The 12110-nt window shown below is 63.6% G+C and carries 12 protein-coding genes; 9 read left to right on the top strand and 3 right to left on the bottom strand.

The window, feature by feature from the left end; all coding sequences use genetic code 11:
* Nucleotides 1-371, bottom strand: a 371-nt coding sequence (locus tag J0L98_RS14970) for a TRAP transporter TatT component family protein (RefSeq protein ID WP_296412568.1), incomplete at its 3' end; no start/stop codon positions are given.
* 174 nt (nucleotides 372-545) lie between these two features.
* Between J0L98_RS14970 and J0L98_RS14965 the strand changes: the two genes are divergently transcribed.
* Nucleotides 546-1238, top strand: coding sequence for a DUF3334 family protein (locus J0L98_RS14965; protein WP_296412567.1), 693 nt, complete (start codon nucleotides 546-548; stop codon nucleotides 1236-1238).
* Between the two features lie 27 nt (nucleotides 1239-1265).
* Here the strand turns inward: J0L98_RS14965 and J0L98_RS14960 are convergent, their stop codons facing one another.
* Nucleotides 1266-2645 carry a malonyl-CoA decarboxylase gene (locus J0L98_RS14960; protein WP_296412566.1) on the bottom strand — a complete coding sequence of 460 codons (1380 nt, stop codon included), beginning with the start codon at nucleotides 2643-2645 and terminating at the stop codon, nucleotides 1266-1268.
* A 482-nt stretch (nucleotides 2646-3127) separates the two neighbouring features.
* On the opposite strand from J0L98_RS14960, the gene J0L98_RS14955 reads away from it, so the two are divergent.
* The 8 genes from J0L98_RS14955 (at nucleotide 3128) to J0L98_RS14920 (ending at nucleotide 9495) form a co-directional block, all read left to right on the top strand.
* A complete protein-coding gene (locus J0L98_RS14955; RefSeq protein ID WP_296412565.1) occupies nucleotides 3128-4291 on the top strand; it encodes a porin in 1164 nt (387 codons plus the stop codon).
* Between the two features lie 198 nt (nucleotides 4292-4489).
* Nucleotides 4490-4864 carry a helix-turn-helix domain-containing protein gene (locus tag J0L98_RS14950; protein ID WP_296412564.1) on the top strand — a complete coding sequence of 125 codons (375 nt, stop codon included), beginning with the start codon at nucleotides 4490-4492 and terminating at the stop codon, nucleotides 4862-4864.
* Nucleotides 4858-5370: an arsenate reductase ArsC gene (locus J0L98_RS14945; protein WP_296412571.1), complete on the top strand. Its 513-nt coding sequence runs from the start codon at nucleotides 4858-4860 to the stop codon at nucleotides 5368-5370. Before J0L98_RS14950 ends, J0L98_RS14945 begins: the two co-directional genes overlap by 7 nt.
* 23 nt (nucleotides 5371-5393) lie before the next feature.
* Entirely contained in the window at nucleotides 5394-5807 is a 414-nt protein-coding gene (locus J0L98_RS14940; protein ID WP_296412563.1) for an arsenate reductase ArsC, read from the top strand.
* Between the two features lie 9 nt (nucleotides 5808-5816).
* On the top strand, nucleotides 5817-6884 hold the full coding sequence (gene arsB / locus J0L98_RS14935; RefSeq protein ID WP_296412562.1) for an ACR3 family arsenite efflux transporter: 1068 nt from the start codon (nucleotides 5817-5819) through the stop codon (nucleotides 6882-6884).
* A gap of 20 nt (nucleotides 6885-6904) precedes the next feature.
* The gene (arsD, locus tag J0L98_RS14930; protein WP_296412561.1) at nucleotides 6905-7282 is read left to right on the top strand and encodes an arsenite efflux transporter metallochaperone ArsD; all 378 of its coding nucleotides are present in this window, start codon (nucleotides 6905-6907) and stop codon (nucleotides 7280-7282) included.
* 16 nt (nucleotides 7283-7298) lie between these two features.
* Nucleotides 7299-9047, top strand: a complete 1749-nt coding sequence (gene arsA / locus J0L98_RS14925) for an arsenical pump-driving ATPase (RefSeq protein ID WP_296412560.1) — start codon at nucleotides 7299-7301, stop codon at nucleotides 9045-9047.
* A 244-nt stretch (nucleotides 9048-9291) separates the two neighbouring features.
* Nucleotides 9292-9495: a hypothetical protein gene (locus J0L98_RS14920; RefSeq protein ID WP_296412559.1), complete on the top strand. Its 204-nt coding sequence runs from the start codon at nucleotides 9292-9294 to the stop codon at nucleotides 9493-9495.
* A 240-nt stretch (nucleotides 9496-9735) separates the two neighbouring features.
* On the opposite strand, the gene J0L98_RS14915 is transcribed toward J0L98_RS14920, so the two are convergent.
* Entirely contained in the window at nucleotides 9736-11913 is a 2178-nt protein-coding gene (locus J0L98_RS14915; protein ID WP_296412558.1) for a PhoX family phosphatase, read from the bottom strand.
* Nucleotides 11914-12110 lie beyond the last annotated feature (197 nt).

Below are 12110 nucleotides of genomic sequence, written 5' to 3'. Positions count from 1 at the left end.
GCCCGCGTGCGCAGGTGCGCCGCCGCCCGGGCGTTGGTGGCCTCAAGGCGGTCGGCCTCGAAGGCCACGAAGGCATAGGCGTATTGGGTGAAGCCGCCCGCTACGGCACCGGCCAGGGGCAGGTGGCCGGGCTGCTCCCGGAGCACCGACTCGGACAGCTTGAGGTAGAAGGGGGCGGCATCCCGTGCCAGATCGGGATCGTCCTCGGCGGACTGCCCCTGGCTGGCCAGGCTGTTGGCCAGCTCGTCCAGTACGAGCTGGCGGGGGGTACAGGCACAAAGGCCCAGGGCCAGCAAGGGCAGGAGCACGATGCGGGCAAGGACACGGAATGGGTGGAGACGGAGGGCAGGAGGAGCTTCGGGGGATGCCATGGCAGAAGCAGGCCCCGCGGATGGGGCGTAGGGGGGACAGGATGGCGCGGAAGATAGCGGTTGAATGTTTCCGCCCGGTGACGGTGGCCCCGGTTTGGGGCTCAAGCTCGCGATGGCCGGGCCGTGAACCGTTATCGATACGCCAACTGACTGCTTAGGAACCCACGCCACGCCATGAACTCACCAGAGAACCCAGTCGTATTCGGTACCGAAGACCTGCTGATCAGCCTGTGCAACTCGGTGAGCAAGGTTCTCACCGCGGCGTCCGGGAGCCAGATCCATTTTTCCGCCATGGTCCAGCGCATCACCAAGACCTGCCTAAAGCCGGATATTGGCTGCTTTGTGCTCTTTGACGGCGGTTTCTCGGGCCTCGTGATCATCAACTTCTCGTCTCTTGCCGCCATGGAGCTCTACGAGCGCTACATGCTGAACATGGGCATGGCCAGGGAGGATCTGGCGAGCAGTCACACCACCGACGAGGTGGGCAACGTGATGGGTGAGCTGATGAATCAGATCGTCGGCGACTTTACCGGCAAGGTACGGCGCGAGTTGCAGACCCATATCACCCAGAATCAGCCGAAGATGCTGGTGCTCAACAAGCAGGTCATGCTGAGTGTGGATACCCATCTGGATCAACCCGAGGCTCGCCGGGTGACCTTCTATACCGGTGGCGGCAACATCTTCTACCTGGAGCTGGCGGTGGATCGCACCGAGTTCATCAAGCTCTACGACTTCGATGCCCAGGAGGCCCAGGACCCCGACGCCCTCTTCGATCAGGCCGGGCGGGGGCAGGCCGACGCCGCGCCGCCCATGGCGTCGGCTACGGGGAACGATACCGACGACCTCCTCAATTCCCTGGGCATGTGATCGCCCTGCGCCCCGGGAGCGGGGCGTTCAGGGCTGGCGTGCCATGCGGCGCACGGCCGCGGCGGCATCCACCTCACCATCGCTGCTGAAGGCTTCCACGTTGTTCTCGATCCGCTCCGGGTCATAGAGATAATTCACCATGATGCCCAGGGACTGGTCGAAACCCTTGGGCGAGGTGTCGGCCAGCCAGTTCAGCCTCTCCACCCGGGCGCCATTGCCCAGGTGGAAGCGGGCCACGGGGTCGACCGGCTTGCCGTCGCGGCGGGCGTTGAGCAGATAGTGGGCGGCCAGCCGCAGCAGCGGGTCGCGCAAGGCCCGGGCGAGGGCCTTGTCGGTGGCCCAGCGACCATCGCCGGGCAGGCGTGTCCATACACTCTCCACGTCGCCCTCAATGCCTGCGGCCACCAGCCGCTTGCGGTCGGACTCGGTGAAAACAGCGGCGGCGTCGGCCGGATTGCGCCGCACCCATGACATCAGGCCGGGAATCGGTGACAGGGTGGAGAAGGTCTTCAGTTTGGGGAAGTCCCGCTGGAGATCTTCCACCACCCGCTTGAGCAGGAAGTTGCCGAAGGACACTCCGCGCAGCCCGTCCTGGGTGGCGCTGATGGAATAGAAGATCGCCGTGGTGGCGCGGTTGGCATCGGCCAGCGGGGCGTTGATGTCGAGCAGCTTCTGCACGTCGTCGGCCAGGGCGTCCACCAGGGCCACCTGCACGAAAATCAAAGGCTCCAGGGGCATGCGTGGATGGAAGAAGGCGTAGCACCGGCGATCCGAGTCGAGGCGGTTCTTCAGGTCGTCCCAGGAACGGATCTCGTGCACGGCCTCGTACTGGACGAGTTTTTCCAGCAGGGCCGCGGGGGATTGCCAGGTGATGCGCTGAAGTTCCAGGAAGCCCACGTCGAACCACGCCGACAGGCGGTTTTCCAGCTCCCGGTCGAGGGGCTTGAGCAGGGGCTCGTCGGGCAGGTAGCGGAGCAGGTCGGCGCGCATGTCCACCAGGAATTTGACACCCTGGGGGATGGCGTTGAACTGGGTCAGGATGCGCAGCCGGCGCGAGCGCATGGCGCCACGCAGGTGGGCCTCCGCATCCCACTGGCCAGCGCTGCCCACCGCAGCCTGATAGGCCTCGTGGGCCTTGGCCACCCGGGCCGGGTCGGGTCCGAACTCCAGGGCGATCATCAGTAGAAAGCGCTGCCGGCCGTTGTCGTTGAGGCGCAGGTAGGCTTCGGCGAGGCGTGCGGCGCGCTGGCGGGTGGATACCTCGCCGCCGCGGCTTTCGGCACATTCCTGGAGCTGTTGGCGAAGGCGCGCGATATCCCTTTCGGACGCGTCCCGGGGGCGCTGGCCGGCACTGACCAGCGCACGTACTTTCGACAGGCTTCGGGCAAGGAGGTCGGTGGCAGACATGGGATTGACTCCTGTACGGGGCTCAAGCCTTGATCATAAAGATGCCCGAACCGATTGCAGAGGCCCCAACGTGAAACTGTGCGGCTCGGCGTGATCCGTTCCGCGAACAGGACAACATCCTGCTGGGTTGCGTTGACGCCGATGGCGCGTGTCAGGCGCCGGGGATTCGACCACTTGCTGGAATGATTGTTGTATTTGCGCAACACGAAGTCTCTGTTGGTACTCGATGGATGTCGAAAAGCATACTTTTAAGTTATTGATAAGAAAATGATTTGTCGCTTTTTTGGGTGTCTCAAAAGGGTTGCGTTGTCACAACGGTGCAACGAACCTGCAACCTGCTCTCTGTAGGTTTCGGCCTGCCTGAATCGACTGCAACGTATTACCTCGTGTGGATTCCCAATGCGGGCAGCGGTTCAAACAGGTGAAATTGGTCGGCCCCGCAGCAGCGGCGCGTGCCAGTCCTCAATCACAAGGAGTAACACATGCAAAAGAAAATGATCGCTCTGGCTGTTGCCGGCCTTGCTTCCACGGGCGCCTTCGCTCAGGCCAACGTGACCGTCTACGGCGTTGCCGACGCCTCCTTCGATGTGGTTCGCATCAGCGGTGATGCCAACAACGAGCTGGGCAACACCACCCGCGTGTCCACCAACTCCTCCCTGCTGGGCTTCAAGGGCGCCGAGAGCCTGGGCAACGGCCTGACCGCCGTGTTCCAGTTCGAAAGCTCTGTCGGCTTTGACAACACCGGCTCCCTCGGTGCCACCCGTGACAGCTACGTCGGCCTGGCCGGTGGCTTCGGTACCGTGGTGCTGGGCAACCTCACCGGCCCGACCCGTGCCCTGGGCAGCGCTGTGGACGTGAATGCCGGCGCCACCGGCATCGGTGCCAACACCGCCCTGATCGGCAAGCTGGGCAATAACCTGCTCGGCACCACCGATACCAGCGGCAACTACGCTGGCGGCTCCACCTGCGCCCGCAACTCCACCTGCGCGTCGATCTTCGATACCCGCTGGAAGAATGCCATTGCCTACGTCTCGCCCAGCTTCGGCGGCCTGAACGCCACCGTGGCCTATGTGGCTAACGAGAACAAGGCGCTGAACGGTCTGGCCGCTGCCAACACCACCGGCTACGACGTGGGCGTGAAGTACGCCAACGGCCCGGCCATGGCTGCCGTGACCTACAACGCCGTGTCCGTCGGCAACGCTGCCGACCTGAAGGTGAGCGACCTGCGCATCGGTGGTAGCTTCAACTTCGGTATGGCTTCTGTGCGTGCCCTGTTCGATCTGGCCCGTGCCGACAACTTCGGCGGCAACAAGGTTACCCAGGCCGTCTATGGCCTTGGCGCCACCTTCAACGTGACCCCGGCCTCCAAGCTGCTGGGTCAGGTGTACGTTGCCCGTGACCTGAAGGTCAATGGCTCCAGCTCCGACGACACCGGCGCCAAGTTGTTCGAAATCGGCGTCGAGCACAGCCTGTCCAAGCGCACCATGCTGAAGGCCACCTACGCCATGGTCAACAACGACAAGGCTGCCACCTACGACTTCGGCATCAACGCTGCCGGCATCCGCACCGGCTCCCTGCCGGGCGGCGCCAACGCCGTCGGCGGTACCGTTTCCGGCTTGTCCTTCGGTCTGCGTCACACCTTCTGATCCGGTTCCTTCCGGGTTTGAAAAGCGGGCACCTTCGGGTGCCCGTTTTCTTTGGGTGCCCCGGGGCTTTCCGAACGTCAATGTCGGCGAATGGCGGGAAAGGCGCTCGGGCGAGAGTGGTCGGGCGTCGGGGTTGTGAGGCGGTAGTGCAACATAAAGTTCACACGTTTCATTCCATTATTCGATAATAATGGAAGTATGGAAACATTAAACGCCGCCGAACTGCTTGCCGCGCTTGGTCATGAGTCCCGCTTAAGTGTCTTCCGCCTGCTGGTGGAGGCCGGTCCCGACGGGCTTGTCGCCAGCACGATCGGGGAGAAGCTGGGCTTGCCCGCGCCGACCCTGTCGTTCCACCTCGCTCATCTGAGCCGGGTCGGGTTGATTCGGGGGCAGAAAGAGAGCCGCTTCATCCGCTATTGCGCCGAGTACGCAACCATGGACGAGCTCATTGCCTTCCTCACCAGCAATTGCTGTCAAGGCAAAGCCTGCTTGCCAAAGACCGCAGCTTGCGACACCACCGCGAAGCGCCGCACGCTCGCGGAAGACACTTCTTCAACAAAGGAGCCATCGTGACTGATCGAACCCTGAACGTCCTCTTTCTTTGCACCGGTAACTCTGCTCGCAGCATTCTCGCGGAATCCATCCTCAATGCCGCGAGCAAGGGGCGTTTTACGGCGCACAGCGCGGGAAGTCATCCGGCTGGCAAGGTCAATCCATTCGTCCTGGAGTGGATCGAGAAGCAAGGTTTGCCCACGGAGGGGCTGCGCAGCAAGAGCTGGGACGAGTTTGCGGCACCGGGCGCTCCTAAGCTCGATTTTGTGATTACGGTCTGTGACAACGCTGCCGGCGAAGTGTGTCCGGTGTGGCCGGGGCAACCCATGACCGCCCACTGGGGCATTGAGGATCCGGTCGCCGCCGAGGGCGGCGAAGACGCCTTGCGACACGCGGTGTCGATGGCTGCGCTGATGTTGAATCGGCGTATCGCACTGTTTACGAGTCTGCCGCTCGACAAGCTCGATGCCCTGTCCCTGCAGCATGAACTGAGTGCCATCGGAAGACTTGGCAACACGGGTGAATGACCCGCCATTGCGAGAAAAGAAACATGTCCCGACTTAAGACTGTCCTGGTGCTATGCACTGGTAACTCCTGCCGTTCCCAGATGGGTGAGGCCATACTCAATCACGATCTCGCCGGTCTCGTTCGGGCGATATCCGCCGGCACCGAGCCCCAGCCCAAGGTCGCCGATGGCGCCATTGAGGCGCTTCAGCTCGCGGGCCTGCCCACCGATGGCCTGCACCCAAAGACGGTCGAAGCGGTCATGGACCAGGAGATCGATCTGGTGTTCAGCGTCTGCGACAACGCGCGGGAAACCTGTCCCATCTTTCCACGCCCGGTGCCGCGTATCCACGTGGGCTTCCACGATCCCCACGGTGAGCCGCTTGAGCGCTTCATCACTGTCCGGGACGACATCCGCGCCCGCCTGGTGCCGGCTGTCCGCAACGCGCTTGGCTTGTGAGGCAATTGCATGTCTTCCCAATGTGAAACAACTGCCAAGCGGGCTGCTGGGGCGCCAATGAGTGTCTTCGAGCGCTACCTGACGGTATGGGTCTTCCTGTGTATCGTGGTGGGCATCGGTCTGGGCCAGTTCGCGCCCGGCGTGTTCCAGCGCATCGGCCGACTCGAGGTGGCCCAGGTCAATCTGCCGGTGGGGCTGCTGATCTGGGTAATGATCATCCCGATGCTGGTCAAGGTGGATTTCGGCGCGCTGCACACGATCAAGCAGCACGTCCGCGGTATCGGCGTGACCCTCTTCGTAAACTGGCTGGTGAAGCCCTTCTCGATGGCTTTCCTGGGCTGGCTGTTCATCCGTCACCTGTTCGCCCCCCTGCTGCCGGCCGATCAACTGGACAGCTACGTGGCCGGGCTCATTCTTCTCGCAGCGGCACCGTGCACGGCCATGGTTTTCGTCTGGAGCAAGCTGACCGACGGAGACCCCTTGTTCACCCTGTCCCAGGTGGCCTTGAACGACACGATCATGGTTTTCGCTTTTGCACCTCTGGTGGGCTTGCTGCTGGGCATATCCGCCATCACCGTGCCCTGGGATACCCTGCTCACGTCGGTGGTGCTCTACATCGTGATTCCCGTGGCCCTTGCACAGGTATGGCGCAAGGCCTTGCTCGCCAGGGGGCAGGCGGTTTTCGATGCGACCATGGAGCGGATTGGTCCCTGGTCCATCTCGGCCCTGTTGGCCACGCTGGTGCTGCTCTTCGCATTCCAGGGCAAGGCCATCCTGGCGCAACCCTTGGTTATCGCACTCCTGGCGGTCCCCATCCTGATCCAGGTTTTCTTCAACTCGGCCCTCGCGTACTGGCTCAATCGCGCCGTGGGAGAGACGCACCGCGTGGCCTGTCCGTCGGCGCTGATTGGCGCGTCCAACTTCTTTGAGCTTGCCGTGGCGGCGGCAATCAGTCTTTTCGGTTTTGAATCAGGCGCAGCGCTGGCCACCGTGGTGGGTGTTCTCATAGAGGTGCCGGTGATGCTGCTGGTGGTGAAGGTCGTCAATGCGTCCAAGGGCTGGTACGAAGCCCGCTGAAACTTTTTGAAGGAACCAGCATGAAGAAGCTCGAAGTGTTTGATCCGGCCATGTGCTGTTCTACCGGCGTGTGCGGTGTGGACGTGGACCCCATACTGGCCCGGTTTGCTGCCGACCTGAAGTGGGTGGAGGCGCATGGTGTGAGCGTGAGCCGCTACAACCTCGGCCAGGAGCCCCAAGCCTTTGCCGCCAACCCGTCCGTGGTCAAGGAAATGGAAGCCGGCATCGACCGGCTGCCCGTGGTGGTGGTGGACGGCCACATCGTGTCCACCGGCATGTATCCAACGCGCGAGCAACTGGTGCAGAAGCTGGGCATCGCACTCACGACCGAGGAGACGCAGCGGGTCAGGATCAGCGCGGCGGGCGGCTGTTGCGACCCGAAGTCCGGTTGTTGCTGATTCGGGGACACAGATCATGGCCCTGCCTCACATAGAAACGCGATATCTGTTCTTTACCGGGAAGGGGGGTGTCGGCAAGACATCCCTGTCCTGTGCAACCGGTATGGCGCTGGCAGAAGCTGGCAAACGGGTTCTGATCGTGAGCACCGACCCGGCCTCCAATCTGGATGAGGTGTTGGGTGTGCCCCTGGGGCGGGCGCCGACCGCCGTCCCCGATGCGCCCAACTTGTGTGCCCTCAACATCGATCCGGAGGCGGCGGCCCATGCCTACCGCGAGCGGATGGTCGCGCCGTACCGCGGCATTCTGCCCGCAGCCGCCATCCAGAGCATGGAAGAGCAATTCTCGGGCGCGTGTACGGTGGAGATTGCCGCGTTTGACGAGTTCTCCAAACTACTCGGCGACCCGACAGCGACGGCGGAGTTCGATCACGTCATCTTCGACACGGCGCCTACCGGCCACACGCTGCGCCTGCTCACGCTGCCGTCCGCGTGGGGGGAGTTCATTTCCTCATCCACCGGCGGTGCATCCTGCCTTGGTCCCTTGGCGGGCCTCGAGAAGCAGAAATCGCTGTATGCCGCAACAGTGGCGCGCCTGTCGAGCCCGGCGGAAACGACGGTGATCCTGGTCAGCCGGCCGGAAGCCGCCTCCCTGCGGGAAGCCGAACGCACGCGGGGGGAACTGGCGGAGCTGGGCATCCACAATCAGATGCTGGCCGTCAACGGGCTCTTTGCCGTGGCGCAAAGCGAGGATGCCATCGCCGCGGCCATGTCGCGTCGTGCCGCCGATGCCCTGGCGCAGATGCCGGTTGCGCTTGCCGGGCTGTCCCGCTGCACAATTCCCTTCCTGCCGAGGGGCACGGTGGGCCTGGACGCGCTGCGTCTGATGGCGCATCCCGACACTTCTGCGCCCGCCCCGTTGGAAGGCATGCCGTCCATACCCTTGCCGCCAGGGTTGGCCGGGTTGGTGGATGAGATGGCCTGCATCGGCCACGGTGTCGTGATGACCATGGGGAAAGGCGGTGTCGGCAAGACCGTGGTCGCCGCGGCGATTGCCGTGGCCCTCGCCGAGCGTGGCGGCAAGGTTGTGCTGTCCACGACCGATCCGGCTGCCCACGTAGCCGCGACGCTGGATGGCGCCATCCCGGGCCTTTCCGTCACCCGCATCGATCCCCGTCGGGAAGTGGCGGACTATACGGCGGAAGTTCTCGCCAAGGCAGGCAAGAGCCTTGATTCGGGCGCCCTGGCGATGCTGGAGGAAGACCTGCGGTCCCCCTGTACCGAGGAGATTGCGGTGTTTCGTGCGTTTGCCCGCACGGTGGATGAAGGCAAGGATGGCTTCGTTGTTCTGGATACCGCGCCGACGGGCCATACCATCCTGCTGCTTGATGCGGCCGAGGCCTACCATCGGGAAGTCATGCGTACCCAGGGTGACATGCCGGAATCGGTTCGTCAGTTACTGCCACGCTTGCGCGATCCCGCATATACCCATGTCCTGATTGTGACGCTGCCCGAAGCCACGCCGGTGCATGAGGCGGAGCGCCTGCAGGGTGATCTGGGCAGGGCGGGGATCAAACCCTACGCCTGGGTCATCAACCAAGCCCTGCTCGCAAGTGGTACCACCGACCCCCTGCTGAGTCAGCGCGGGCGCTATGAGGTGCCGTTCATACGGCGGGTGGCCGACGACCTGGCAGGCCGCTGCGCACTGATTCCCTGGCTGGCCGAGGCGCCGATGGGCAAGGCGGGATTGGCGCAGTTGATTCGCTGAGCGTCTTCCGCGACGCTCAAGACCGCAGTTTGACCTGTCGCCTAACGGTCGCTGCGGTCTCCCCTGGCCGGGTCTGGATTCCCGATTTTTTTGGGGGGGCGCTGGCGGTGGAGGCCTGCCGTTGAACGACGCGGCCCGCACTTCGTTGCCACGGTAGCAGGGTGATCAATTAGCTTCATGGCATGGTCCTCCAGGGGTAAGATCCGCGCGTCAGCGAGTTTCGGCACAAACCATGGAGGACAGCATGAGCACGGAAACCGTATATCGCTTTTTTGTACGAGAGAAGTCTGAGGACGCACAACAAGCATCCTTGCGCCGTGTGTTTCTGACCCGGGGCTACCTGAGCGAGGCGCAGGCCGCCGAGCGATACGAGATCGTCGAGCGGGTCGAGCACACCGCCCGCAGCCGGGCTCTGGACGACGCCGACGTGATTGCCTGGACGAGCTGATCCCGTTTCGCAGGCGCCAGCCTTTCATTTCCGCCAGGGCGCCGGCCCTGTGCGCCGAGTGGCCCCGATCGGGGCCACTGTCGTTTTTCACTCAAGCACGCACACATCCCTTTTCCACCGCCGGCCCATGCTCAATCGCAGGCTTGACCGGAATGGTCCGTCTTGACCAAAAAAAACCCCCCACCGCAAGGTGGAGGGCTGAAGGGATGGCTGAGGATGAAACGTGGGACTGACTGAACCTCAGACGGCGATTTCGCCGCCGTTGCTGCGGGTGATGACCACAGTGGCCGAGCGCGGGCGCTTGGTGGAAGTGGCGTCTGTCTGGCTGGCGGGCCAGGCGCTGGTGGGGGAAGTCAGGCTGCCTTCTTCACCCGGGTGCTGGACGTTGATGAACAGCGTCTTGCGGTCGGGCGTCATGGCGACACCGGTGATTTCGCATTCCTTCGGGCCAACCAGGAAGCGGCGCACGGTGGCCTCGGTGGCGTTGGCGCCCTTGATGGTCGGGGTGCCACCGGCGGCGGTGACCGCGGAGCCATCGCCCACCTTGCCGGGGATGGCCGCGAGCAGCATGCAGTTGGTCACGTCGGTGTAGGCGCCATCGTCGGTTTCGATCCACAGCAGACCGTTCTGGTCGAACCACAGGCCGTCCGGGCTGGAGAAATCATTCACCGCGGTGAGGCCGGAAAGGTTCACATCTGCGGCGGCCGTGGCTTCGGCGCCGAACAGGTAGATATCCCAGGCGAAGGTGGTGGCAGCCGGGTCGCCACCGGTTTCGCGCCAGCGGATGATGTGGCCGTTGGGGTTGCCCTTCTGGGAGGTGGTGCCGCCCTTGATGTCTTCGTAGTAGCGCGGATTGGCGGTGTCCGGCTTGAGCTGGCTGCCGGTGGGGGTGGCAGTGGGGGAGACCCGGTTGCTGTTGTTGGTGAGTGTCATGTAGACCTCACCATTCATCGGATTCACTGCACCCCATTCCGGGCGGTCCATCTTGGTGGCGCCGATCACATCACCGGCAAGGCGGGCGTGGACGAGCACGTCGGCCTGGTCGGCGAAGGGATAGGTGGTGTTGCTGGCGGTCAGGCCATTCTTGCCATGGGTGAGTTCAACCCAGGTGCCGGAGCCGTCGCTGTTGAACTTGGCCACGTAAAGCGTGCCCTCGCTCATGTACTTGGCGCCGGCGGTGTGGCCCTTGCCCACGTCGGCGGCATCCCAGAGGGCCTTGGACACGAACTTGTAGATGTACTCGTTACGGGAGTCATCACCCATGTAGAACACCACGGGCTTGCCCGCGACGGCCTTGCAGGGCCAGCAGCCTTCGTGGGCAAAACGGCCCAGGCCGGTGTACTTCACCGGGGTCGAGCTCGGGTTGAAGGGGTCGATTTCGACGATCCAGCCAAAGGTGTTGAAGGTGTTGCGATAGTCCTCGGCGGCGCTGGCGCCGGTGACGGAGGCGCTCCAGCGCACGAAGAGGTCGTCGCTGCCGGCGGTATCCCAGAGGTAGGGGCTCTTGCGGCCATCGGTCATGCCGTAGCGATTCAGGCCGGTGATCTCCTTGGCAGTGCGTTTGGCATTGTCGCCGGTGGCGCGGCCGATCACGTTGGTGAAGTTCTCTTCACAGGTCAGGTAGGTGCCCCAGGGGGTGTAGCCATTGCCGCAGTTGTTGTTGGTGCCGCGGGTGGTGGTGCCGTCCGGAGAATACTTGGTCTGCAGCAGGGCGTTGCCGCGGGCCGGGCCGCTGAAGGCCATCGGCGTGGCGGAGGTGACGCGGCGGTTGAAGGCGGAGCCACGCACGACAGTCATGGCGTTGCCGGAGCTATTGCGCTTGATCTCGCTGATGCTGACGCCGTGGGCGTAGATTTCCTTCTCCACTTCGGAGGCCACGCGGGCGCTGCCGGCGGTGCGGCCGTTGGGGTGCAGGGCATTGGGGCCGACCACGTATTCGTGATTGACGCACAGCAGGCCGCGATCAGCGCGGGATGCACTGTAGGTGCCGGCATCGGAGAGGCCGAAGTAGTGCATGCCGTCGTGGCCATCACCGACGCGACGATTGTAGGACTCGGCGCTTTCGCTGCCATTGTTGGCCCAGCTTGCGTCGGTGAGGGTGAGGGGGTCGCCGAGGGCGTGAAGAATGCTCACCTCGTAGCCGGCGGGTACGGTGACCACGTCGTTCTTGTTCTTGGCGACGGCGTCGAAACTGAGCGCCAGCGCGTCATCCTTGTCGCTGCCGCTGCCGCCGCAAGCGCTCAGGCCGAGGCTGCTGAAAAGGGCAGTGGTGGATGCGGCGATGCCCCCTTTGAGGACACCGCGGCGGCTGAGGCGGGCGTCAATGATGTCCTGGATATGGGTATTGGCCGACGGATTGGTGCTTTCACCATCGTTGAGCGGGGAAATGGCGGGGGTCTGGCCGGGACGCAATGACATGAAGGTCTCCTGATTGAAGGGCTGGCGAGACCGCAATGGTGTGCAAAGCATGTGAAGGGATGATGACAGTGCATCGTCCGCGCCGCAGAGAACCGGGCGCCGTCCTGCAAAGGCTGCGAGACAATGGATGCTGCAGTGCACAGATTGTTGGCGTTCGAAGATGACTTGTCACAGTATCGTCACATTGGAAGGCTAGT

Source organism: Zoogloea sp. (genome assembly GCF_017302315.1).
Taxonomy (GTDB): domain Bacteria; phylum Pseudomonadota; class Gammaproteobacteria; order Burkholderiales; family Rhodocyclaceae; genus Zoogloea.
This window is presented reverse-complemented; position numbering and strand designations above follow the sequence as displayed.

Bases quoted from the DNA above. Each gene is read 5' to 3' on its own strand.
- J0L98_RS14940 (WP_296412563.1), top strand. From the start codon at position 5,394: ATGTCCCGACTTAAGACTGTCCTGGTGCTATGCACTGGTAACTCCTGC.
- J0L98_RS14965 (WP_296412567.1), top strand. From the start codon at position 546: ATGAACTCACCAGAGAACCCAGTCGTATTCGGTACCGAAGACCTGCTG.
- J0L98_RS14960 (WP_296412566.1), bottom strand. From the start codon at position 2,645: ATGTCTGCCACCGACCTCCTTGCCCGAAGCCTGTCGAAAGTACGTGCG.
- J0L98_RS14920 (WP_296412559.1), top strand. From the start codon at position 9,292: ATGAGCACGGAAACCGTATATCGCTTTTTTGTACGAGAGAAGTCTGAG.
- J0L98_RS14950 (WP_296412564.1), top strand. From the start codon at position 4,490: ATGGAAACATTAAACGCCGCCGAACTGCTTGCCGCGCTTGGTCATGAG.
- arsA (WP_296412560.1), top strand. From the start codon at position 7,299: ATGGCCCTGCCTCACATAGAAACGCGATATCTGTTCTTTACCGGGAAG.
- J0L98_RS14915 (WP_296412558.1), bottom strand. From the start codon at position 11,913: ATGTCATTGCGTCCCGGCCAGACCCCCGCCATTTCCCCGCTCAACGAT.
- arsB (WP_296412562.1), top strand. From the start codon at position 5,817: ATGTCTTCCCAATGTGAAACAACTGCCAAGCGGGCTGCTGGGGCGCCA.
- arsD (WP_296412561.1), top strand. From the start codon at position 6,905: ATGAAGAAGCTCGAAGTGTTTGATCCGGCCATGTGCTGTTCTACCGGC.
- J0L98_RS14955 (WP_296412565.1), top strand. From the start codon at position 3,128: ATGCAAAAGAAAATGATCGCTCTGGCTGTTGCCGGCCTTGCTTCCACG.